The sequence below is a fragment of the Sphingobium sp. B11D3B genome, from assembly GCF_025961735.1.
GTDB lineage: Bacteria > Pseudomonadota > Alphaproteobacteria > Sphingomonadales > Sphingomonadaceae > Sphingobium.
Genome location: NZ_JAOQOF010000001.1, coordinates 2190160 through 2214096 on the forward strand (window position 1 = coordinate 2190160; position 23937 = coordinate 2214096).

Consider the following 23937-nt stretch of genomic DNA (forward strand, 5'->3'; position numbering starts at 1 on the left):
CGCGTGATAGGGAGCCCAAAACCAGGAGAATTGTGATGTCTGTTACGACGGTCGATGAGCAAGTGAACGCCTCACGCCAGCGCCCTTTTGCCGGCCAGGAATATGGCCGGGTCCCTGACGGCACCTATCTCAAGAACTGGAATCCGATCATGCTGGCCTCGGAGCTGGTGCAGGGAAAGATCGTCGGGAAGGATTTTCTCGGGACGCGCATCATCGTCTACCGCAACGAGCAGGGTGAGCCTGTCGTGCAGAGCGCCTACTGCCCCCATGTCGGCGCCGACCTGTCCGGCGGGGAAATAGTCGATGGCAAGGTGCGCTGCCCCTATCATCACTGGAAGTTCGCTGCCGATGGCCGATGCGCTGAAATTCCAGGCGAGACGATTATTCCCGGCGCCGCGAGGATCTACAATTATCCCGCTGCCGAGCGCTGGGGCATGATCTGGGCATTCAACGGAGAAGAGCCGCTCTATCCCCTTCCCGAGATGCCGAACCTTAGGGAAGACGAGCTGGTCTACCGTGCGTTTCACAGAGGGCAGCGAGAGATCGAAGGCTGGATTGGCTCTTCGAATCTGGTGGACTTCCAGCATCTGTCCACCGTGCACGGCATCCCCGACCCAAACCCGGTCAGCGTGGTGTTCGAGGACTATCTCATTACCGTCCGGCAGGAATCCGTGACGCGGATCGCCGATACGCAGCTGTGGGGCGCGACCTGGCTTACCGCGCATATGCAGTTTCCCAATGGCAGCGAGCGCTTGTTCATGGCCGGGAGTTCGCAGGTTGCGCCCGGCTGGTCCGACGCGTTCTTCGTCGTCGCCATGCGTCGGTCCGATGCGGAGAAGATGGGCGACCAGGCCGCGCAGGAAGAGTTGGATAACCGCATCGCCTATATGCACAAGCTATATGCGGAGGATGAGCCGATCCTCTTCAAGCTCCGTTTCCGGGGCTATGGCAAAAGCGCGCTCCTGAGGGCCGACAAATATTTCGGCCAGTTTCTCCAGTATCTCGAGAAATATCCCCGCTCCGCGCCCTTCGACGTCTGAGGGACCGATCCGTAAAAAGGGATGAGGAATGACTGAGGCTGGACGGGTTGCACTTGTGACCGGGGCAACCCGGGGCATCGGGTTCGAGATTGCCAGAGGCCTGGCAGAGCACGGCATGCGGGTGGTGATCGGCGCCCGCGATCCTGCGAGCGGGCAAAAGGCTGCCAAGGCCCTGTGCGATCGGGGCCTGGATGCCCATTATGTGATCATCGACGTGACCGATCGTGCATCGGTTCAGGCTGCGGCCGCGGTGCTAGTCGACCGCTTCAAGCGGCTCGACGTCCTGGTCAACAATGCCGGCATTTCCCTGGACAAGCACAGCCTGCCAAGCACCGCCGATCTCGACGAAATGCGCAGGGTGTACGAAACCAATGTCTTCGGCGTGGTGGCGGTCATCCAGTCGATGCTGCCGCTCCTCCGCCAATCGGATCGTGGCCGCATCGTCAACATGTCGACGGGCCTTGGCTCCCTTGTGCTGACCCGCGGGCCGGATGGGCCGATGGCGTTCAGTCGCCTCCTCGCCTACAACAGCTCCAAGACGGCCCTCAATGCCGTGACCGTGCAATTCGCGAACGAACTTGCCGGGACGCCGATCAAGATCAACGCGGCCAATCCGGGCCTTTGCGCCACGGAACTTTCTGGCGGCAAAGGCCAATCGCCGGTGGCGGGGGCGAAAGTCGCCCTCTCACTTGCTCTCCTGGACGCAGACGGGCCAACCGGCGGACTTTTTGGTGAGGGTGGTCCAGTGCCATGGTAATGGCGCGCTTCCCCTCCCCGCGAAGAGGCGAAGTGCCGCCCCGTTGACCTGGCACGCGCCGGGTCGCATCGCGCATAAGAATGGCAGTGAGGCCTAAATCCTGAAGACGCGCCGCGCAGTCTCGCCAAGCACTGCTGCTCGCTCCGCCGCGCTGAGAAGGCGCGTCGCATCGATCCCATCGGCAACAATGCCGGCATAAGGCCTCGTGGTGTTTCCGTAATCGGACCCCCACATGAGGCGCGACGCCCCGAACACGTCTACTGCGGTACGAAGGAAATTCGCCGTGTCGATGCCTGCGCCCGCAAGCGCGTCGACATTCAGGCTGGTCCACTTGAAGGCGATCGTCTCGTGATCCTTCAGGGCCATGTGGTCAGGAAGCAGACCGTCCTGGCTGCCTGTGCCTCCAGTCCAACCCAAATGTTCGAGGACGACCTGACAATCCGGGTAGCGGTCGGCCAGCTCGCGCACCGTCCGGAGGGCCGCCGACCGTGGGTCCATCCGCAGGTAGGTGATGCAGAGCGGGAGCTTTTCAGCCTGTGCCATCTGCCACAATGCCTGCGCGCCCGGAGACTTCAGCCAAGGCAGATCCCCGTCCCCATCGACAAAGCCGGTCAGGCGAATAGCCGAAACGTGCTTCGTGGGCAGGAGCGCCTGAAGCACGCTGCGACTTTGCGCCTGCGCAGGATTCAGGATGATTTCCGTGCGGATGCGGTCCCAATGGGCCTGCGCAACGTCGAGAAGATAGGTGTTATCGGTCTTGTAGGCGCCGCTATACTGCACCCCGATGCCGGCCCTGATGCCCATCTTTTCCCAGAGGGGTAGCATCTTCTCCGGCGTGACAGGCGCATTGAGGACGCGTGCGCGCATCACCGCTTCCGGCTCACGGGCGTTGCGCATGTCGACCGGATAGTGCGCAAAATCGGCAGAGAAGAAATGGATATGGGCATCGATCATGCCCGCCGTTGCATCGGGCTGCGATGGCTGCAGCCGCGTTCGTGCCAGCGCCGGCCCTGCGACGAGGAGCGGCGGAACGGCTCCCAGCAGCGCCCTGCGCGAGAGGACGGCTGACCGGCCGGGGGCGCTCATCGCACGCCCTTTGCCGTACGAGCCGACAACGCCGGCCCTGACACGATGACGTGGAAAAGGATCATGGCAATGGTCGTGAGCAGAAGCGGCGAGGCAACGATCATATAGATCCACAAGCCTGGGATCTGTGCCGCGAGCATCACGCCGCCAACGGCGGGACCGATCATGGAGGTTACCCGCCCGATCCCCCCGGCCCACCCGATACCTGTCGACCGCATAGAGGTGGGATAGCTTGAGGCAACAAGGGAATTCAGGCCCGCCTGGACGGCGATGACGAAGAAGCCATAAGCAAAGCCCAGGAACCAGCCCAGCGCATGAAAGCCACTCACGAAGTGGAAGCAGGTCATTGCGGCAAATCCCAGCAGCGACATGAGCGCCAGTGACGGAGCAAGACCAAGGCGCTGCATGAGCAGGGTCAGCAGAATCGGCCCAGCGATAGCGCCGAACGCAGACACCGACGACATCCGCGCGGCGGCCCCTGTCTCAACGCCTCCAAGAAGATGAAGGAAGCTCGGGAGCCAAGAGGTCAGTGTTGCCACCACGCACAGCGTGCTCCCCATGGCGACCCAGAGGAGCAACGTCATGGGTGCGCGACCGCTTCTGAACAGGCCGATCACCGGCGAGCCCTCATTACGTTCCTCATTGGACACGAAGATGGTGTCGGGCGCGAGTTGCAGGTCGGGAGCGATTTTTCCGAGGATCTGGGCGATGCGCGGATCCCGGGGATTGCGCGTCATCAGATACCGGCAGCTCTCCGGCAAACGGACATAAAGGTAAGGCACCAGCAGGAGAAGTGCGATGCCTCCGCCCCATAAGGCCGACTGCCACGAGTGAAAATGAACGAAACTCGGGCCGACAAGCCCGGCCACAGACGCGCCCAGGCCGTGGCCGATGTAAAGCCAGGTGAGCAACTTGCCGCGGCGGTTCTCCGGCATGAACTCGGTCGCCAGCGCGACAATGTTCGGCATCGTTCCGCCCATGGCTGCGAAGGCGAGAAAGCGCACAAGGGTGAACATTTCAAGCGTCTGGACAGCGGTCGACAGGAGCGTCAGCAGCCCGAAGAAAGTGGCACCGACCAGGATGATATTCCGGCGGCCGATGCGATCGGCCAGGACAGGGATGGTGTAGAAGCCCAAGGCCATACCGGCTGCCTGCGCCGAGAACACATAGGCCATGGACGGAATGGGTATATCGAGGTCGCGGGCGATGACGGCCGCGAGGTTCGCAACGATATAGGCGTCATATCCTTCCAGGGCCATGAGGATGCCGCACAGGAGATAGATGGTCCAGCGGTAGCGACCCATCGTTGGGCGCTCGAGAATGCTATCAATCGACTGAACAGCCATGCAGATCCCCTCCGGCCCTCCACATATCGCAGAGCGCTCGCCAATCAGCTAACATCACAAATCGACACGGGCAATATATTCTATGTAAATTTAATTATTTGGTCGTTTGTACGGCATTTCGCCCGCTGGCGTCGCGAGCTTGTGCTTCGCCAGGAAATTTTGAAGCAAATCTGCCACGGCGACATTATTGAGATCGGCAAAGGGGAGGTGCGTGTTGCCCTTGAGACCCGCATTGGCAAGCTCGAGAATTTCCGCCTTGCCCCCATATTGATTGATGAGCTTCACGAACCGCCGGTTCAGCGGCAGCGCGAGTTGCGGACCACGCGGTTGCGACAGATTGTCTCCCCAGACAAATTGCATGGGGATCTTTGCCAGTTTCTTGAATGTCTCGAGCGGCACGTAGACCGGGCCGTAGGGGCCTGGGGGCGAACCGTCATTCTCGCTCTCCGGTAGAACGAAGCCGACATTTTCGTAGGCGACAATCGCCTTCACGCGGTCGCTCTCAATCGCCGTGAGGAGAGCCCGGAGGCCGCCCGCCGAATTCGTGACCATGACCACCGGACCGGTCCGCTCCAGTGCGGCGGCTGCGGCATGCGCCTGCAAGGCTACGTTCTCCATCGTGTCATATTCGGCATAACGGGCCCGGCTAGCCTGCTCCCACGCGCGGGCATCCGCAGTCGGGAACTGCACGCCGGGGTGCCACTTCATATAGCTTGGGCCAAACCTCCAGGCCGTGAAGGTCTCCTGGTCAGATCCCAAGCGCGGGGCTGACTCCACCGTTTCACAGGGCAGATTCGCGCGGCCGACGCGGGGGCCATCCCAGAGATAGACCGGGAAATGCCGTCGCAGAAAGATGCTGTCGAAACCTTCACCGCCGTCCCACCGGTTTTTCCAGGCGGCGACGCTGGAGCTATGCCAAAAGAAGAGGCCAGTAGGGCCCGCATTCGCCGGGATTTGGTACTCCACATAGCCGTGATCACAGACAGTGGACTTGACGGCTGGGTCCCCGGCCCGTGTTCCTCCGGCTGCGAAGGAGCCTTGTCGCTCGATCATCAGCGGCGGCGGCCCCGCGTCCCTCGCGAGCGACGCGGATGGTCCCGTAATGACGAGTACCGCGACGAGGAGGCACCGCGCGACCTGACCGGGAAACATGTGATTGCGAGTCATCAACCTCTCCAAAGAATTGGCATCTGGAAGGTGAGCTTCATGCTCCAGCACAGACGCCACTCTCTCAACGTTTATATTAAAATACTCTATAAATAATGGCAAGCAAACCTGCTTGTGCGCCTTCAGCGCATCAGCCGTGCCCCACCCATCGCTGAGTACGCCACCCTTCTCGACTTTCCCCAAACAGATCGGATCGCTCGCCGGTCCGAAGCGTTATGCTGCAAATGGCACGGGAGCGGGCACGATGGCGCATGAAGATGACCCCACGACGCAGGACGAGGACACCGTCCATTACGGCGGCCCCTCCGGCGGCTTTGGTTCGCTGAGCGGCGTCGCGCGCATCTTCGGCAAGGAGTGGGCAACGCCCATGGCGCTGGAGACATTGCGGCGCCAGAACAAGCCCGGCGGCTTCATGTGCGTCTCCTGCGCCTGGACCAAGCCGGAGCATCCCCACCCTGCCGAATTCTGCGAAAATGGCGCCAAGGCGACGCTGTGGGAGCTGACCACGCGCAGCTGCACACCGGACTTCTTCGCCAAGCACACGGTGACCGAATTACAGGCTTGGCAGGACTATGACCTTGAGCAGACCGGCCGGCTCACGCACCCTATGCGCTATGATCGGGCCAGCGATCGCTATGTGCCGGTCAGCTGGGACGAGGCCTTCGCGGGCATCGGCGCTGAACTCAAGGCGCTCGATCCCAAGTCCACCGTCTTTTACGCCTCAGGCCGCGCCAGCCTGGAAACCTCTTATCTCTACGCCCTGTTCGCGCGGCTCTATGGTCACAACAATCTGCCCGACAGCTCCAACATGTGCCACGAGACGACCTCGGTCGGCCTGAAGAAGGTGACCGGATCGCCGGTCGGCACTTGTCAGCTGAAAGATTTCGACCATTGCGACGCGATCTTCTTCTTCGGCCAGAATACCGGCACCAACAGCCCGCGCTTTCTCCATACGCTCAAGTCTGCGGTGGAGCGCGGCTGCAAGATCGTGACCTTCAATCCCGTCCGCGAGAAGGGGTTGATCGAGTTCGTCGATCCGCAGAACCCCGTCCAGATGGTGACGCAGAAGCGCACCGAGATTTCCTGCCTCTATTATCAGGTGAGGCCGGGCGGAGACATCGCCGCGATCATGGGAATGATCAAGCATGTCCTCGCGGACGAAGACCGCCAATGGGCCGAGCAAAAGCAGCATCTTCTGGATACGGACTTCATCGCCCAGCACACGCATGGCTTTGAAGCCATGGTCGAGAAGGTCCGCGCGACCTCCTGGGCTGAGATCGAACAGGAGTCCGGCCTCAGCCGGTCTCATCTCGAAACAGCCGGGCAGATCTATTGCGACGCCAAGAAAGTCATCGGCATCTATGGCATGGGCGTGACCCAGCATGTCCATGGTTCCCAGACCATCGGCATGCTGGTCAACCTGCTGCTTCTGCGCGGCCATATCGGCGTCGAAGGCGCAGGCATATCGCCCGTGCGCGGTCATTCGAACGTGCAGGGCCAGCGGACCGTCGGCATTTCGGAGAAGCCCGAACTCGTGCCGCTGGACCGGTTGAAAGAGCTGTTCGGCTTCGATCCGCCGACCCAAAAGGGCGTGAACACCGTCGAAGCCTGCGAGGGCATCATCGATGGCAGCATTCGCGCCTTCATCGGTCTGGGCGGCAATTTCGTCCGCGCGATCCCGGAGCGGGAGAAGATGGAGGCCGCGTGGACCAAGATGCGGCTCACCGTCCAGATCGCCACCAAGCTCAACCGCAGCCATCTGATCAACGGCGAGATCGCCTATCTCCTGCCCTGCCTCGGCCGCTCGGAGGAGGACATGCAGGCCGGCGGACCGCAGACCGTGACGATGGAGGATTCGCTCTCGATGATCCACGGCTCGGTCGGCAAGCGCAAGCCGGCGAGCGAGCATCTTCTCTCCGAACTCGCCATCGTGGCCGGCATGGCCAAGGCGACGCTGCCTGCGCGACCAGCCGTCAAATGGGATGACTGGGTCGGCCATTATGGTCAGGTGCGCGACCTCATCGAGGCGACCTATCCGGACAAATTCGCGGACTTCAACCAGCGCCTGTTCACGCCGGGCGGCTTCTTCAAGGGCAACAAGGCCCGCGAGCGCATCTGGCAGACCGAAAGCGGCAAGGCCGAGTTTACGACGCCGACGAGCCTCACCGCCATGGGCGTGCCGGACAAGCCGGGCCGCTACCGGCTCATCACCATGCGCTCGAACGATCAGTTCAACACGACGATCTATGGCTTTTCGGATCGCCTGCGCGGGATCGAGGGCACGCGCGACGTGCTGCTGATGAGCCCGCGCGACATTGAGGCAGCCGGGCTTGAGGCCGGGCAGGTCGTGGGCCTCGCCAGCGATGCGGACGATGGCGTGGACCGGCAGGTGGGTGGGCTCACCGTAACCCCCTTCGACCTGCCGGAGGGCTGCGTCGGCGCTTATTATCCGGAGATGAACCCGCTCATCCCGCTCTGGTATCATGACAAAGCCTCCAAGACGCCGGCCGCCAAGGGCGTGCCGGTGCGGATCGTGGCGCAGTCGGCCACCGGAGCGGGACAGGCGAGATGAAGCGCGGTGGCGAAGGCGCTCGGGCGGTTCGCCTGGGCGCCGCGCTGCTCGGCCTGCCGCTGTTGCTCGGCGGATGTGAGGCGCTGAAGCTCGGCGTGGTCAACCATGCCGGCCCCGTGGCGGCGGATCAGTGGCATCTCTTTCTTCAGCTCGCCCTCGTCCTCATCTTCGTGGCCGGGCCGGTTTTCATCCTCGTCCCGCTGTTCGCCTGGCACTATCGCCTCTCCAACCGGGATGACGCCTATCGGCCCAATTGGGGATTTTCCTGGCCGCTCGAGCTGCTCATCTGGGTCCCGCCAACCGCCATCGTGATCGGGCTCGGCGTCCTCCTGTGGAACGCGACGCACCGGCTCGATCCCTACCGCCCGCTCGCCTCCAACCAGCCGCCCCTGGAGGTGCAGGTGGTGGCGCTCGATTGGAAATGGCTCTTCATCTATCCCAAGGAGGGCATTGCGACTCTCAATCGGCTGGCCATCCCTGTGGGCCGGCCCGTCCATCTCAGCTTGACCAGCGGGACGGTCATGCAGTCGCTACTGATCCCGCAGCTTGCCGGGCAAATCTATGCCATGGCCGGCATGCGCACGCAGTTGCACCTGGCCGCCAGTCGGGCCGGCGTCTTCCGCGGCCAGAACACGCAGTTTAATGGCAAGGGCTTTCAGAACCAGAAGTTCGACGTGCTGGCTCTGCCGCCGGCCGACTATCGCCGCTGGCTGGGGCAGGTGCGCGCCGTCCGCAGGCCGCTCGACGACAAGGCGCTGGCGGCGATCACCGCCCGCTCCATCGCCCCGCAACCCGCCCTGTTCTCATCCGTCCCGCCAGGCCTGTTCGAGCATATGATGATGGCGAGCACACAGGGGCAGGCCCATTGAGCGCGCCGCTTATGCCGGCGCTGCTGGGGCGGTTCCGCTGGGATGCGCTGCCCTTCGTGCGTGCCTGGGAAAACCCCAACGCCAATGAACTGATCGCCGCCGGAGCCGGAGCCTTGGTGGTGGCCGGCGCGCTCTTCATGGTCGTGCTGATCACCCGCCTCGGCCGCTGGCGCTGGCTCTGGACGGAATGGCTCACCAGCCTCGATCACAAGAAGATCGGGATCATGTACGTCGTGATCGCCCTGATCATGCTGGCGCGCGCGCTGATCGAGGCCAATCTGATGCGGTTGCAGCAGGCGGTGGCAATCGGCAATCCCGGCCTGGTTGCGCCCGAGCATTTTGCCGAGCTGTTCAGCACCCATGGCTCGATCATGATCTTCTTCATGGCGATGCCCTTCCTCACCGGGCTGATCAACTATCTGGTGCCGCTGCAGATCGGCGCGCGCGATGTCGCTTATCCGCTGCTCAACGCCATCGGCCTCTGGCTCACTGCAGCCGGCGCGGGGCTGATGATGGCCTCGCTGGTGATCGGCCGCTTCTCCACCGGCGGCTGGAGCGGCTATCCGCCGTTCACGGAGATCGGCTTCAATCCCGGCGTCGGGCCGGATTACTGGATCTGGGCCGTTACTTTGGGCTCGGTTGCCTCCACCCTGGCCGGCATCAACATCGCCGTCACCATCTATAAGATGCGCTGTCCGGGCATGACATTGATGCGGATGCCGCTGTTCGCCTGGACCAGCCTGTGCACCGCCATATTGATGATCTTCGCGATGCCGCCGCTGACGGTCGCGACGGCGCTGCTGGCGCTCGACCGCTATCTGGACTTCCACTTCTTCACCAACGCCCTTGGCGGCAACATGATGCATTATGCCAACCTGTTCTGGATGTTCGGCCATCCAGAGGTCTACATCGTCATCCTGCCAGCCTTCGGCATCTATTCCGAAGTGGTCTCCACTTTCTCCTCAAAGGAGCTGTACGGCTATAACTCGCTGGTGATCGCGACGATGGCGATTGCGGTGCTCTCCTTCACCGTCTGGCTGCATCATTTCTTCACCATGGGGCAGAGCCCGAGCCTGAACGCCGTGTTCGGCATCGCGACGATGGCGATCGGCGTGCCGACGGGGGTCAAGATCTACAACTGGATCTGGACGATGTTCCGTGGCGAAGTGCGCTTCACCACGCCCATGTGCTATGCGCTCGCCTTCATGATGACCTTCGTGCTCGGAGGGCTCACCGGCATCATCCTCGCCTTCCCGCCGCTCGATTACATCGTGCACAACACGCTGTTCCTCGTGGCGCATTTCCACAATATGCTGATCCCGGGCACGCTCTACGGCCTGCTCGCCGCTTATACCTTCTGGTTCCCCAAAGCGTTCGGCTTTCGGCTCGATGAGCGTTGGGGCAAGATATCCTGCGCCTGCTGGGTGATCGGCTTCTATCTCGCCTTCATGCCGCTCTACGTGCTGGGCGCTGCGGGCATGGCGCGCCGCACCCCGGCGGTGATGGAGACCGCCTACCGGCCCTGGCTCTATGCGGCGGAAGTCGGCGCGCTGGTGCTGTTCTGCGGCTTCGTGGCGCTCCTCGTCCAGCTCTGGGTGAGCCTGCGCAAGCGCGCCGCCACCCGCGTCTTCGCAGGCGATCCCTGGGATGGGCGGGCGCTCGAATGGTCGATCGCGGCGCCGCCGCCCGCGTATAATTTTGCCCGGCTGCCACAGGTCGACCAGCGCCACTGGTTCTTCGACGCCAAGCGCAAGGGTACGCCTTATGTCAGGCCAGCCCACTACGAAGACATCGAGATGCCGAAAAACAGCGCCGTCGCGCCAATCATCGGGATGGCAAGCGCGGCAGCCGGCTTTGCCCTTGTCTGGCGCATGTGGTGGCTGGCGATCCTTGGCGTGCTTGCGGTCATAGCAACCGTGATCGCGCGCAGCTTCGCCCGCGACACGCACCGGCTGATCCCGGCCAGCGCGGTCGAACAGACGGAGCGGGCCTGGCTCGACGCGGTGGCGCGGGCGCGGCCCATCCCCCGCGAGATGGAGACGACCCCGGCGAATGCGGGCCTGGCCGAGGCGCACCCATGACCGCCGGTGAGACGAAACATCCGGGCCTCAATCTGGGCAGCACCGACGCGCAAGCCCATGAGGCGGCGGGCTCGGCCCTGTTCGGCTTCTGGGTGTTCCTGATGAGCGACGCCGTGATCTTCGCGCTGCTCTTCGCCACTTATGGCGTCATGCTCCCTGCGACCGCCGGCGGCCCAACTCCGGCAAGCGAATATAAGATCGGCCCGACCTTCCTCGAAACGCTGGTGCTGCTCACCAGCAGCCTCACCTATGGCCTGGCCTCGATCGCGATGAAGCATGGGGCAGCGCAGGCGCGCATCCAGACCTGGCTGGGGCTGACACTTGCCTTGGGGCTGCTCTTCCTCGGGCTGGAACTGCACGATTTTGCTGGCATGATTGCCCATGGCGCCACGCCCATGCGCAGCGGCTTCCTCTCGGCCTTTTTCGCGCTGGTGCCCCTGCACGGCCTGCATGTGCTCGCCGGTAGCCTGTGGATTGTCGTGATGATGGCGCAGTTGCGGATCATCGGCCTTGATGCGCGCGTGAAGATCAACCTCCTGAGGCTCGGCCTGTTCTGGCACTTCCTCGACATCATCTGGATCGCGATCTTCTCGACCGTCTATCTACCGGGGCTGATCCCATGAGTGAACGCCGAGACGATCCTCGCCGCGAGGCGCGCGGTTATGTGCTGGGCTACGCCGCCGCGCTCTTGCTGACCAGCGTCGCCTTTGCGCTCGTGCGCTGGCCGGTGCTTGCCAGCACCGCCACCTATGCGCTTGTGCTTGCCTTGGCACTCATCCAGATTGTCGTGCAGTTTCGCTGCTTCCTCCACATCGGCCTCAAGCGCTCGACGCGTGACGACCTCCAGCTCATCCTCTTCTCCAGCCTGATCATCGCGCTCATGGTCGGCGGCACGCTGGTGATCCTGTTCAATCTGCGGATGCGGATGATGTGAGTGGGCGGTCGTCGCAGCGTTGACTAGCGACGGAGGGGCGCCACCTTGGCCAGATCGTTCCGGATCGTGGTCGCGGCGACGCCGCCCTCCCCCATCGCGTGGCTGATCTGGTCGAGGCCGAGGACGACATCGCCAGCGGCATAAAGCCCGGGGATGTCTGTGCGCTGATGGGCGTCGACCATCAGACACCCCTCGGATGTGCGACTTGCGCCGAGCATCCCGGCAAGCTCCGAGCGGATGTCAGAACCCAGCGCCGGATACAGCGTGTCGAAGCGGCGCGTCTCGCTCTCGATGCCGAGCGCGATCTGGTCTTCCACCAAGCTGATGGACGTACATTGTCCGGCAATATCGATGCCCGCCGCTTTCAGCCCAGCGCATTGCGCCGGTTCCAGACTATGTCCCCCTTCAGGCGCGACCAGCGTGATATCGGCGGAATAGCCGCGAAGGAACGTGGCTTCATTATAGCCGCGCTCGCCCGTTCCGAGCACCGCGACCGCCTTGTCCGTGACTTCATAGCCATCGCAGATCGGGCAATAGCGGAGCCGACCGGTCGCAAGCGCGCGATCATGGCATAGATCGTCCATCATGGTGGGGCGGCGATTGACCACGCCGGTGGCGAGCAGGACGGTCCGCGCAGGGAGACTTCGGCCGCCCGCCTGCGCGATGAACTGGCTGCCATCATGCGCCAGGCTCTCGACGGTCCCGCCCTGCAGGCGCGCGCCATAGAAGGTCGCCTGTCGACGCATGCGCGCAAGCAGATCAACGCCGGAGACGCCCTCCGGAAACCCGGCATGATTGCGGGTGAGCGGGATCAAGGCGGCCCGGCTATGTCCGCCGTCTATGGCGCAGACCGCCAGATGAAAGCGCGCGAGATAGATCGCGGCGGTCAGCCCCGCAGGGCCGCCGCCGACGATCAGGCAGTCCAGCCGTTCGGCCGAGGGGTCGGCCGGCTCCTGGACGGCCATGCTTATTTGCTGGCCTGCGCCATCAACTCGGCCTTGCGGGCCGCCAGCTCTGCGCCCAGGGCCTTGAGGTCGAGTTCGCTCTCGCGGCTTTCAGCAAACATCTCCTGCTCCTCTTCCTCGACATGATGCTCAACATATTCGCCGAGCACCGTCACTTTGGCGTCGAACAGGCGGTCACCCGCCTTCATGGCCTGGATCTCAGCGATGAGTTGCTTGGCGCTGGCATGTTCCACTTCGGCCTCGTCGAGCAGGTCATCATCGTCGATGGCCTCGCGCGCGGCGGGATAGAAGATTTCTTCTTCGATCTGCGCATGAACCGTCAGAGCGAGGCAGATCTTGTCAGCCAGCGCCTGCTTCTCGGCATCGTCTTCGAGATCAGCATATTGGTCGAAAAAGCCCTTCACCTCCTTGTGGTCGTCCTTGAGCAATTTGATCGCGTCGGCGGGCTTTGCCGCCGCCCGCTGGGTCTTGCGCGCCGTCTTCGAGGCGGGCTTCTTCGATGCGGGTTTCGCTTTGGGCTTTGCGGCAGTCTTGGTCGTGGCCATGTCGTTTCTCCATCCTGGGGGCGCAGGCGCGCGCCCCTTCGCAGAACAACCACCGAACGACGCCGCGGACCCCGCCGCGCCGCCCATATTAACCTTTGGCAATACGATTACCGTCGTTCATCGCTCCGGTTCCAGGCTAGCGATCAGCCCGGGAATGACCGGCAGAAGATCGCGCGCGAGAAATCCGACTTCGGCAATCTGGTTGGCAACGCCGGCGCCCGCCGCGCCATGGACGAAGACACCCCAGGCCGCCGCTCGCAAAGGATCGGCGCCGCGCGCGGCAAGGCCGCCGATCAGACCAGCCAACACATCGCCCGACCCGCCCGTGGCAAGACCGATGCTGCCGCCCTCGAACAGCAAGGGCTCATCTTCCTTTGGCGATGCAATGAGGGTTTGGGCGCTCTTCAGGACGACGACCGCGTTGAAGGCGCGCGCCACACGCAGCGCCGCGCCGCGCGGGTCTTTGCGGATCACGTCGATGTCCTGCCCGGTCAGAAAGCTCATTTCCCGATGGTGCGGCGTCAGGATGACCCGCCCCTCATGCGCCGCCACCAGCTTCTTGAGCTTCCGGGCACAAGTGAGGGCAGCGGCATCGAGGATGATCGTCTGGCCCGGTTTTGGCGTGCCGAGCAGCGCGGCGACAAACTGCTCGGTGCGATCCCCCGCGGACATCCCCGGCCCGAGGATGAGCATGTCACAGCGCGCGAGGCGTTCCTGCAGCAACGCGACCGCCTCGAGCGCGATCTCGCCATCCTCATCCGCAGGCAGGGCGATCATCGCGGCCTCGGGCACCAAGACGGCGAGCGCCATCGCGGCGGATCGCACGGTCGCCATCTGGAGCTTGCCGGCTCCCGCGCGCAACGCCGCCTCGCCCGTGAGCCTGAGCGCGCCCGGCACGAACTCCGCGCCGCCGACCAGGAGAACCCGGCCCCGCGCGTCCTTATCGCCCAGCGCCGCGATCGGCGGCAGCGGATGGGCTTCGAGCCAGGCGCGGTCGAGGGTCGGCATCATCCGCGCCGCCCCGTGATCGCGTCAGGTTCGCTGGTGACCGGGGTCGCGTGGTTCTGCATCGGCGCTGTCACATTGTAGCGGTGGAGCTTGAGCCCGCCATCCCGGCCCGCCGACGGATCGAACAGATAGTCGGTGATGGCGCAATTGGCCACGTCCCCTTCCCGGTCGATGGCCAAGATGCCTCGCTCATCGAGGCTCTCGATGATGTAGCGCATGCAGAGGACCACCACCTGATGCGTGAAGATCATCACCCGCTTTCCGGCATAATGAAGCGAGATGGTATCGAGGACCGACCGCAACCGCAGGATGACATCGCACCAGCTCTCGCCCCCGGGCGGGCGGTGATAGAATTTCCCCAGCAGGCGCCGAAATTCGGCCTGATCAGGGAAGATATTCGCGACGCCGGGCGTGGTGAGGCCATCGAGAATGCCGAACTCCTTCTCGCGCAGGCGCTCGTCAAAGCAGATCGGCTCCTGCCGGTCGGTCCCGCCCGCCTCGCGGAAAAGCTCCGCGGTCTGAAAGGCACGGAGATAGGGAGAAGATAAGAGAATCTGTGGCCGATGCTCGGCCGGCTGCTCGCAGAACCACAGACCCAGCGCGCGCGCCTGCGCCGTACCGAGGTCGCTCAGCGGCACGTCGGCATCCCGCGAGGTCAGGGCGATCCGGTCATGCGCTGCCTCGTGCGCAGCGTCGCGGGCGACATTCCCCGCGCTTTGCCCGTGGCGCACGATAATCAACTGTTCTGGCCAATGCATACTGCCTCCGCTGGTGATCGCGGAACGTTCCTGACGCTTAATTCGATCCCCATGAGGGTGAGGCGCGGACAGCGAGCACCCCGGCGGCGCCCGCGATTCAAAGCGCTCCAGTTGTTCGCTTGCGCCCCTTTGCTGTCTAAGCTGGGTGCTCCACTCAACACACCTGTCGGTTGTTGAAGCCGAACCAATGACGGCTCCGAAGGCCAAAAGATTGGGGTTTACACTATCGCTCGGTCGGCAGGAGCGGCCACGCCACCCGCCTCATTCTCGTTCAGCGGCTGCAATCGAGAATCATCTTTTTTGAGTCTCGCGCCTTAGACTGCTTTCTTGGAGTAGCTGGGAGAGTGGCATCGGGCGGCCGAACAGCCAGCCTTGCAGCCAGTGGCATCCTGCGGCCCGGGCGAGGACCGCTTGATCTTCTGTCTCTACGCCTTCTGCCGTGATCCTAAGACCCAGCGCTTGGGCCAGCGCTACAATGGCTACCAGCAGATCGCGACCTGATGCACAGCCCATGGCTTCTTTCACGAAGAGCTTATCTATTTTCAGCCGGTCGAATTTGAAGGATTGGAGGTAACCAATACTTGCGAAGCCAGTTCCAAAGTCGTCCAAAGCGAGCCGGATACCCAAGGTCCGCAGATCGGCCATGATTGCCGCAGCGGCCTGTGGCCGACCCAGCAAATAGCTTTCAGTGATCTCGAGTTCAAGCCGGTCAGCTGGAAAGCCTGTGTCGGCAAGGATTGCGCTGATCTGGTCAGCAAGATGTGCATCCCAAAACTGCGCGGGCGAGAGGTTGACCGAAAGATCGATGCCGAGAGGCTTGATGTCGATGCAGGCCCTGCGGAGCACCTGCCCTCCCAAGGAGCCGATTAGGCCAGTCATTTCGGCAAGCGGAATGAAGACATCTGGGGGAATTGGACCTTCGGTGGGATGGGTCCATCGCGCTAGGGCTTCAAGCCCAACAATGGCGCCGGATTCCGCTAGAACAATCGGCTGATAGGCCAGTTCAATTCGATTTTCCGCGATTGCAATGCGCAGGTCCTGTTCAAGACGCTTCCGCACGAGATGTTCTTCGTCCAGTTCGAGGGTGAAGTCACTCCAGCGGTTCTTCCCCCTGGCTTTGGCATTGTACATTGCAACGTCCGCACGGCGCATCAGTTCGTCGATATCGACGAGAGCATCTGAAGAAGACGTCACGACGCCAACGGATATTCCGATGAGAATATTGGCGCCGGCGACCGGAACCGTCGTCTGAAAGGAGGCGATGATGCGTTCGGCGAGAGAACATCCCGGGCCATCGACATCAAGCTGGCACAATATTGCAAACTCGTCGCCGCCCGTGCGAGCAATCAGCGAATGCGCCGGCGCGGCCGCCGCGAGCCGGGATGCCACCTCCCGCAGCAGGGCGTCTCCTGCGCCATGGCCATACAGATCGTTCACGCCTTTGAAGCCATCCAGGTCCATGTAAAGCAGAACGAAATGATTACCGGTCGCAATCGCCTCGTTGAGCCGACCGAGGAGGACGCGGCGATTAGGAAGCTCCGTTAAAGGATCGTGGTTCGCCAAATGCTGAGTTTTGGCTTGGCTGGCTGTCAATGCTGCAATGGACTGCCCCCCCTGCCGCAGGATAAAAAGCGCAGCGATAACCGCGACGACCATGATGGCGGCAAACCCAGGGATGACCTCGCGACGAAATTGTGTGCCAGGGGTCTCGAACGCGATCTCAACGGATGCGATCTGGTTACCATCCATATCTCGCAGGACTAGCGCGGCGCTCGACGGGGCTGGCCGTGCCAGATTTAGCGCCAGGGCGGGGAGATGGTGCTTGGCGCGGATATTGGCGAGATGGCTCGCATCAAAACGCTCGGCTATGACGAGCAAGTGCCTCTCACCCGCGGGCGCTGACACTTTGTTGGTCAAGGGAACAACGGCAGCAACCGAGTAGACGAAAACCTGACGTTTCTCGCGGGCAAAGCCGCTGACGATTGGCGTGCCACGATCATCCATAGCACGCACTTTTGCCATCGCCGTCTGAATTGACGGACCCAGTATCTCGGCAAGTTTAGATGAGGATCGGTTCCCGTTGCTGAAGGCGTAGCGAGTCCCCCCGTCAGGACCGATGACGAAGACATGGTCATAATTCTGGGTTTTACCGAGGTAAGCCGTGATGTTGTCGTCGATCCACGCCGCGCTGAAGTCGTACGAAATGTGGCGCACTGCGTCGTCCCATTTCGCGTAATCCTGAAGATCATGCTCCACCATGGAGACGCTTGTCGCGAGGGCAGCTTCCAGCGTCCGCGTCTCGCGTACTGCCTCAAGCCGATCCTGCGCGGAGGTCGTGACTAAAATGAGCCCTAGAATGCTTCCAAAGCACAATCCGAGAAGCAGTAGCACAGGCCAGAGATAGCGAGCAGGCACGCGTTGAATGAGTGACATAGGCCTTTGCTGATGTGACTGTTTTCAGCACCTTTGGGCCGCAGGTCGTACCAAGACGTTAATAAAGATTCTCCATTCACCGCATTTCGGATGGAGGAAAGCTAGCGGCTTTTTCGCTCAGGATGGCCCGTATCTCAGCAGGACGTCGCTGACAAATTTCCGTCTGAGAAAGTGTGCGGACGAACTGCCACGCTCCCTTGAAGTCTCCCTCACGCGAGCTTGCAATCGGCTGAAATTGTTCTCTGAGGCCAAATGCCGGTTGCGTCTTATGACGACTACATTTCAGACGAGGTCTACCCGTTGCCTTCGTGCTGACTGCCGCTCATCGCATCACGACATCCGCCGGCTGTGACGGAAGCGGGAATAGCGATTGAGCAGATCGTTGATCAGTTGCTCGTCGGTATAGCCGGTCACGTCATGAGGCTGCCCGCCGTCGGAAGAGTGCGCCACGGCGCGATAATGTAGGCGCTCTCGCTCCTGTATCTTTCGCGGCTCGGCCCAGACAAAACTCGCCACACGAAACCCGCGCGCACGGACGGTGTAATCGAAATCGCCGCGCTCGCCATGCGGGATGGTGAGTCCCACATGATCGGCATCCTGCATGAGGCGCACGGAAATACCGCTGTCTCGCATCTGCGCCGCCACGGCCGCGAGGGCCGGCTGGGCAATGTCGGCTAGAAAAGTAAGGACTTCGTCTCGATCGTGAAACCGGGTGATGGTTGCGAGGCGCTGCTGCCATGTGAGGGCGGTTTCAGCGCCCGTGGCGGCGCCCGCAGCAGACAGGTCCATCGCTTCCTGGCTCTCGGTTTGAAGCGCTCGCAACAGGCCGTAGCAAATGAACACCATGACCACAGCGAAGGGCAACGCGCTGGCGATCGCCGCGGTTTGAAGCGCCTGAAGCCCACCGGCGACCAGCAGAACCGCCGCGACACCGCCGGCGCAGACCGCCCAGAAGACGCGCTGCCAGACCGGAGGATCTTTCGCTGCGCCGGACGTGATCATATCCATGACCAACGCACCGGAATCCGCTGACGTTACGAAGAACGTGATGATAAGAAGCGTCGCGATGCCTGAAACAATGGTGGAAAGCGGGAGCTGCTCAAGCGTCTCGAACAACGCGACCGGGAGGTTGTTAGCGACCGTATCGGCGATGTGGGCTGCACCGCTCAGATCGAGCGCGATCGCTGTGTTCCCGAATACCGTCATCCAGAGGAAGGTGAACAATGCCGGGACGAGCAGAACGCCGCCGACGAACTGGCGGATTGTCCGCCCGCGCGAGATGCGCGCGATGAACATGCCGACAAATGGCGACCATGCGATCCACCAGCCCCAGTAGAACAGCGTCCAGCTACCCAACCACGGATTGGGCTCATAGGCGTACAGACGGAAGGTGCGCTGCACGACCTCGCTAAGATAAGTCCCCACATTCTGGACGAAGGCCTGAAGCAGAAACACCGTCGACCCCGTCACGAGCACGAAGACCAGCAAAAGGGCGGCCAGGATGATGTTCAGTTCGGAAAGGCGCTTCACGCCTCGGTCCAGCCCCATGACAACCGACAGCGTCGCCAACCCCGTGATGGCGGCAATCAAGACGAGCTGGATGACCGTGTTGCTCGGCAGACCGAACAGATAGCTGAAGCCGGCATTCACCTGCAGCACGCCCAGACCGAGCGAAGTCGCGACCCCGAACATGGTGCCCAGCACGGCGAAGATGTCGACAGCGTGGCCGATGGGACCATAGATCCGCTCCCCGATCAGCGGATAGAGCGCCGAGCGGATGGTGAGCGGCAGACCGCGACGAAAGGCGAAATAGGCAAGCGCTAGGCCGACGACGATATAGATTGCCCAGGCGTGCAGCCCCCAGTGAAAGAAGGTAAGGACCATCGCCTGACGGGCGGATTCGACCGTGCGACCTTCGCCGACCGGCGGCAAGGCGTAGTGCTGGATGGGCTCGGCGACGCCGAAGAAGATCAGCCCGATACCCATCCCCGCGCTGAACAGCATCGCGAACCATGAAGGATAGCTGTAGTCCGGTTCACTGTCGTCGGCCCCAAGTTTGACGTCGCCATAGCGGCTGAACATCAAAAACAGGGCAAACACGAGAAAGCCGGCCACCGAAGCGATGTAGAACCAGCCGAAGTCCGCCACGATGAGCGCCTGCGCAGCGGCGAATAGCCGACCGGCAACATCAGGAACGATTGCTCCAAACAACACAAAGGCGAGAATGAGGCCGGCCGAGACGAAGAACACGGTAGGATTGATCTCAATCCGGCGCTTTGTCGTGCCTTCCGGCGCATCATCAAACGATTGCTCGCTCACCTCTTCCCCCATGCAGCGAGAACTCTGTTCAGGAAAGGGAACGAGGCGAAGCGCGGTCGGTTGCATATGGCTCACAAGGGGCCTCGATCCACGTCAGCGGCGTACCCTTATAGCGCGGCATCTCTGCACCTGTCCGCTGGCGGAAGAACTGACCCACGGAGATGCCGCCCCAATGTGGGTGGTCGTCCAATCGAAGCACCTGCGCGCCTGCGAGCAGGGTTCAAAACAATCCCGTGACGAAGCGTAAAAATGGCGGAAAAGGCTGGAGCGGGTAGCGGGGATCGAACCCGCATCACAAGCTTGGAAGGCTAGTGCTCTACCATTGAGCTATACCCGCTCATCGACCGTTCGCCGATCCTCACCGGCACTCAGCCGGGACGACCGCTCAGTGGCGATGCGCTGGAGCCATTGCCACGACAGGCACGGCAGCGTCAACAGCTTCGCATCGCGATCCTTTGGCGGCAGAGCATTGATCGACCCTCGACTTTGCGCGCCACAGATTGCAAAGGATCGGCAATGAACAGCTTGCCCGATCCTGCCAGCCCTCTCTCGCCGGAGGGCGCCGCCCGCGCCTTCGCCGCCATTCTGGATGGCACGGTGGAGGACGAAGCAATCGCCGCCTTTCTGGTCACACTGGCCGAGCGCGGCGAGACCGCGACCGAGATTGCCGCCGCCGCGCAGGAGATGCGTGCGCGCCTCATTCCCGTGCAGGCGCCGGCGGGGGCTATCGACGTGTGCGGCACCGGTGGCGATGGCCATCATACGCTCAACATCTCGACTGCCGTCAGCCTTGTCGTTGCCGCCTGTGGCGCGCCGGTGGCCAAGCATGGCAATCGCGCTGCGTCTTCCAAGGCCGGCGCCGCCGACACGCTCGAAGCGCTGGGACTGGACCTCGACCGCGCGGCAGACACCGCCGAGCGCACGCTGGCGGACCTCGGCATCTGCTTCCTGTTCGCGCAAAAGCATCATCCCTCGCTCGCGCGGATCGCGCCGATCCGCAAGGCGCTGGGCCGGCGGACCATCTTCAACCTGATGGGGCCGCTCGCCAATCCGGCCGGCGTCACCCGCCAGCTCATCGGCATTGCGCGCCCGGCCTATGTGCCGATCTATGCGCAGGCGCTGGCCGAGCTGGGCACCAAACGGGCGATGGTGATTTCCGGCGATGAGGGGCTGGACGAACTCTCGCTCGCCGGCGGCAATGACGTGGCCGATGTGACAAGCGACGGCATCGTTGCGATGCGACGGATCAGCGCCGCCGATGCCGGGCTGCCGACACACCCTATCGACGCGATCAAGGGCGGCGACCCGGCCTATAATGCCGCGAAACTGCGGGCGCTGCTGCTGGGCGAGGCCGGCCCGTATCGCGATGCCGTGCTCTTCAATGCCGCTGCGGCGTTGATCGTCGCCGGCAAGGCCGAAACGCTGGCCGAAGGCGTCGAGGAAGCCACCGAAGCCCTCGACCGCGGCCTTGCCAACACCCTGCTCGACTGCTGGATCGCCTACGCATGAACAAGCTCGATGAAATCTGCGCCACCAAGCGGGACGAGGTCGCCGCCCGCAAGCAGGCGACGTCACTCCCTGACCTGCAGGCCATGGCCGCTTCCCAGACCCCGCCGCGCGGCTTCCGTCGCGCGCTCGACGCCAGGGTGGCCGCGGGCGGCTATGGCCTCATCGCCGAGGTCAAGAAGGCCTCGCCATCCAAGGGGCTGATCCGCGCCGACTTCGATCCGCCGGCCCATGCCCGCGCCTATCAGGCGGGCGGCGCGGCCTGCCTTTCGGTGCTGACCGACGCGCCCTATTTTCAGGGCCATGAGGATTATCTCATCGCGGCCCGTGCCGCCGTCTCGCTGCCGGTGATCCGCAAGGACTTCATGGTCGATCCCTGGCAGGTGCTGGAGAGCCGGGCGATCGGCGCCGATGCCGTGCTGATCATCGTCTCGGCCCTCTCCGATGCGCAGATGCAGGAGATCGAGGATGCCGCGCTCGGCCTCGGCATGGATGCGCTGGTGGAGGTGCATGATGCCGCCGAGCTGGAGCGGGCGCTGACGCTGCGCTCGCGGCTGATTGGCGTGAACAACCGCAACCTCAAGGATTTCTCGGTCGATTTCGCCCGCACCTATGAGCTGGTCGGCAGCGCGCCGGAGGGCTGCACCTTCGTCGCGGAGTCCGGTCTTGGCTCGAAGGCGGACCTTGATGCCATGGCGGAGCATGGCGTGCGCTGCTTCTTGGTCGGCGAATCGCTCATGCGGCAGGATGATGTCGAGGCGGCGACCCGCGCGCTGATCGGCACATGAGCGGGCTCAGCCATACCGACGAGGCCGGCGCCGCGCGCATGGTGGATGTAACGGCCAAGGCCGACACCAGCCGCACGGCGAGCGCCACGGGCCGCATCGACATGAACGCGGAAGCTCGCGCCGCGATTGCGGACGGCACTGCCGCCAAGGGCGACGTATTCGCCGCCGCGCGCATCGCCGGTATCATGGCCGCCAAACGCACCAGCGACATCATTCCGCTCTGTCATCCCCTACCGCTCACCGGCCTGACGCTGGACCTTGCGCTGGATGCGGGCGGCGCCACCGCTACCGCAACCGTGCGCACATCCGGCAAGACCGGCGTGGAGATGGAAGCGCTGACCGCCGTCTCCGCCGCCCTGCTGACCCTCTACGACATGCTCAAGGCGGTGGATAAGCACATGGTCATGCGCGACATCCGCGTCACGGCCAAGGCGGGCGGCAAGTCCGGCGACTGGACCGCCTGAGATCATGGCGGCGGCGCGGCCATGATCTCTGTCGATGACGCACAGCAGCGGCTGCTCGCCCTCGCCACCCCGCTCGCGCCCGAGGCGGTTGCGTTGGCTGAGGCGAATGGCCGATGGCTGGCCGCGCCGCTGACCGCAGCGCGGGACCAGCCGTGGACGGCCCTCTCCGCCATGGACGGCTATGCGATCCGTCACGCCGATCTGCCCGGGCCCTGGCGCCTGGTGGGCGAGAGTGCGGCAGGCAGCGTCCCTGCGGCTGCACACATCGGCGCGGGCGAAGCAATGCGGATCTTCACCGGCGCGCCGCTGCCCCCCGGCGCGGATACCGTGGTGGTGCAGGAAGATATCGCCGCCGATGGCCCGTCCATCCGCCTGGCCGGCGACGGACCGGGTGGTGCGGGGCGGCATGTCCGCCCGCGTGCCAGCGATTTTGCGCAGGGCAATACGTTGCTGCCCGCCAGCCTGCGGATCGGCCCGGCGCAAATCGGCCTGGCGGCGCTCGGGGGCCACGAAACGCTGACGGTGCATCGCCAGCCGAGGGTCGCGATCCTCTCCACCGGCGACGAACTCGTCCCGCCCGGCGCGCCCTGCCCGCCCGGCAAGCTCCCGGCCTCCAACGGCGCGATGTTGCGCGCCATGGTTTGCGGTGCGGGTGGCGTGGTGACCAGCGAGCGGATCGTGCGGGACGATCTGGATGCGCTCACCGCCGCGCTGCGCGATGCGGCTGCGGCGGATGTCATCGTCACCTCCGGCGGAGCGTCCGTGGGCGATCACGATCTGGTGCGCCCGGCGCTGGAGGCGGCGGGCGGCAGCATCGATTTCTGGCGGATCGCCATGCAGCCCGGCAAGCCGCTGATCGTGGCGCGCATCGGGCAGCAGATCATGCTCGGCCTGCCCGGCAACCCGGTCTCGGCGATGGTCACCGGCGCGCTGTTCCTGCTGCCGCTCATTCGGCGTCTTGCCGGCGGAACCGATGTGCTGCCCAAGAGCCGCACGGTGCGGCTCGGCGCAGACCTTCCCCCAGTCGGCAAGCGCAGGCTGTTCATGCGCGCGGTGGTCGACGGTGCGGGGATCGCCACGCCGCTGGCTTTCCAGGATAGCGGCGCGATGCATGCCGCCGCGCAGGCCAATGCGCTGATCGTCCGGCCGGAAGGCGCGCCAGCCGCGCGCGCTGGAGAAGAAGTAGACTTGCTCGACTGGGCCGCGCTCGGCCTTGGCGCGGACTGAGCCTTTCCAGCACTCAATACGTATTCTGGGCAATTGCTGCCCTCCCCTCGCGCCCTACAGTCTGCGTCTCAG

The 23937-nt window shown here is 63.5% G+C and carries 20 protein-coding genes and 1 tRNA gene; 11 read left to right on the plus strand and 10 right to left on the minus strand.

The window, feature by feature from the left end; genetic code table 11:
• The first annotated feature begins 35 nt into the window (after positions 1–35).
• Both M2333_RS10300 and M2333_RS10305 read left to right on the plus strand, forming a co-directional pair.
• Positions 36–1040, plus strand: coding sequence for a Rieske 2Fe-2S domain-containing protein (locus M2333_RS10300; protein ID WP_181558779.1), 1005 nt, complete (start codon positions 36–38; stop codon positions 1038–1040).
• A 28-nt stretch (positions 1041–1068) separates the two neighbouring features.
• Complete coding sequence (locus M2333_RS10305) at positions 1069–1797, plus strand: SDR family oxidoreductase (protein WP_264611688.1); 729 nt, start codon at positions 1069–1071, stop codon at positions 1795–1797.
• 93 nt (positions 1798–1890) lie between these two features.
• On the opposite strand, the gene M2333_RS10310 is transcribed toward M2333_RS10305, so the two are convergent.
• The 3 genes from M2333_RS10310 to M2333_RS10320 all read right to left on the minus strand — a co-directional run bounded on the left by M2333_RS10310 (position 1891) and on the right by M2333_RS10320 (position 5396).
• The gene (locus M2333_RS10310) at positions 1891–2883 is read right to left on the minus strand and encodes an amidohydrolase family protein (protein WP_264611689.1); all 993 of its coding nucleotides are present in this window, start codon (positions 2881–2883) and stop codon (positions 1891–1893) included.
• The gene (locus M2333_RS10315) at positions 2880–4229 is read right to left on the minus strand and encodes an MFS transporter (RefSeq protein ID WP_264584324.1); all 1350 of its coding nucleotides are present in this window, start codon (positions 4227–4229) and stop codon (positions 2880–2882) included. Before M2333_RS10315 ends, M2333_RS10310 begins: the two co-directional genes overlap by 4 nt.
• A gap of 90 nt (positions 4230–4319) precedes the next feature.
• A complete protein-coding gene (locus tag M2333_RS10320; RefSeq protein WP_264611690.1) occupies positions 4320–5396 on the minus strand; it encodes an alpha/beta hydrolase in 1077 nt (358 codons plus the stop codon).
• Positions 5397–5640: 244 nt separating this feature from the next.
• Between M2333_RS10320 and M2333_RS10325 the strand changes: the two genes are divergently transcribed.
• The 5 genes from M2333_RS10325 to M2333_RS10345 are packed head-to-tail and all read left to right on the plus strand — an operon-like array spanning position 5641 to position 11852.
• A complete protein-coding gene (locus tag M2333_RS10325; protein ID WP_264611691.1) occupies positions 5641–7968 on the plus strand; it encodes an FdhF/YdeP family oxidoreductase in 2328 nt (775 codons plus the stop codon).
• A complete protein-coding gene (locus M2333_RS10330) occupies positions 7965–8837 on the plus strand; it encodes a cytochrome ubiquinol oxidase subunit II (RefSeq protein WP_264611692.1) in 873 nt (290 codons plus the stop codon). Before M2333_RS10325 ends, M2333_RS10330 begins: the two co-directional genes overlap by 4 nt.
• Positions 8838–8848: 11 nt before the next feature.
• Complete coding sequence (locus tag M2333_RS10335; RefSeq protein ID WP_413716526.1) at positions 8849–10918, plus strand: cbb3-type cytochrome c oxidase subunit I; 2070 nt, start codon at positions 8849–8851, stop codon at positions 10916–10918.
• Positions 10915–11541, plus strand: a complete 627-nt coding sequence (locus tag M2333_RS10340; RefSeq protein WP_264584319.1) for a cytochrome c oxidase subunit 3 — start codon at positions 10915–10917, stop codon at positions 11539–11541. The genes M2333_RS10335 and M2333_RS10340 overlap by 4 nt, the downstream gene beginning before the upstream one ends.
• Positions 11538–11852 (plus strand): cytochrome o ubiquinol/quinol oxidase subunit IV, encoded by a 315-nt coding sequence (locus M2333_RS10345; RefSeq protein ID WP_264584318.1) that lies wholly within the window; start codon positions 11538–11540, stop codon positions 11850–11852. Before M2333_RS10340 ends, M2333_RS10345 begins: the two co-directional genes overlap by 4 nt.
• 23 nt (positions 11853–11875) lie before the next feature.
• On the opposite strand, the gene M2333_RS10350 is transcribed toward M2333_RS10345, so the two are convergent.
• The 7 genes from M2333_RS10350 to M2333_RS10380 form a co-directional block, all read right to left on the minus strand.
• On the minus strand, positions 11876–12817 hold the full coding sequence (locus tag M2333_RS10350) for an NAD(P)/FAD-dependent oxidoreductase (RefSeq protein WP_264611694.1): 942 nt from the start codon (positions 12815–12817) through the stop codon (positions 11876–11878).
• Positions 12818–12819: 2 nt separating this feature from the next.
• Positions 12820–13362: a hemerythrin domain-containing protein gene (locus tag M2333_RS10355; RefSeq protein WP_264576508.1), complete on the minus strand. Its 543-nt coding sequence runs from the start codon at positions 13360–13362 to the stop codon at positions 12820–12822.
• A 117-nt stretch (positions 13363–13479) separates the two neighbouring features.
• Positions 13480–14373, minus strand: a complete 894-nt coding sequence (locus M2333_RS10360; RefSeq protein ID WP_264611695.1) for an NAD(P)H-hydrate dehydratase — start codon at positions 14371–14373, stop codon at positions 13480–13482.
• The gene (locus tag M2333_RS10365) at positions 14370–15128 is read right to left on the minus strand and encodes a histidine phosphatase family protein (protein ID WP_264584314.1); all 759 of its coding nucleotides are present in this window, start codon (positions 15126–15128) and stop codon (positions 14370–14372) included. Before M2333_RS10365 ends, M2333_RS10360 begins: the two co-directional genes overlap by 4 nt.
• A 291-nt stretch (positions 15129–15419) precedes the next feature.
• Positions 15420–17561 (minus strand): putative bifunctional diguanylate cyclase/phosphodiesterase, encoded by a 2142-nt coding sequence (locus M2333_RS10370; protein ID WP_264611696.1) that lies wholly within the window; start codon positions 17559–17561, stop codon positions 15420–15422.
• 330 nt (positions 17562–17891) lie between these two features.
• The gene (locus tag M2333_RS10375; RefSeq protein WP_264611697.1) at positions 17892–19880 is read right to left on the minus strand and encodes a BCCT family transporter; all 1989 of its coding nucleotides are present in this window, start codon (positions 19878–19880) and stop codon (positions 17892–17894) included.
• Positions 19881–20143: 263 nt separating this feature from the next.
• Positions 20144–20217: transfer RNA gene (locus M2333_RS10380), tRNA-Gly, on the minus strand.
• A gap of 179 nt (positions 20218–20396) precedes the next feature.
• Here M2333_RS10380 and trpD point away from each other — a divergent pair.
• Genes trpD through glp form a run of 4 tightly spaced genes read left to right on the plus strand, consistent with a single transcriptional unit; the run spans position 20397 to position 23865 of the window.
• On the plus strand, positions 20397–21389 hold the full coding sequence (gene trpD, locus M2333_RS10385; RefSeq protein ID WP_264611698.1) for an anthranilate phosphoribosyltransferase: 993 nt from the start codon (positions 20397–20399) through the stop codon (positions 21387–21389).
• Positions 21386–22174: an indole-3-glycerol phosphate synthase TrpC gene (gene trpC / locus M2333_RS10390; RefSeq protein WP_264611699.1), complete on the plus strand. Its 789-nt coding sequence runs from the start codon at positions 21386–21388 to the stop codon at positions 22172–22174. Before trpD ends, trpC begins: the two co-directional genes overlap by 4 nt.
• Entirely contained in the window at positions 22171–22638 is a 468-nt protein-coding gene (gene moaC, locus M2333_RS10395) for a cyclic pyranopterin monophosphate synthase MoaC (protein WP_264611700.1), read from the plus strand. The genes trpC and moaC overlap by 4 nt, the downstream gene beginning before the upstream one ends.
• A 21-nt stretch (positions 22639–22659) precedes the next feature.
• A complete protein-coding gene (gene glp / locus M2333_RS10400) occupies positions 22660–23865 on the plus strand; it encodes a gephyrin-like molybdotransferase Glp (RefSeq protein WP_264611701.1) in 1206 nt (401 codons plus the stop codon).
• The last annotated feature ends 72 nt before the right edge of the window (positions 23866–23937 follow it).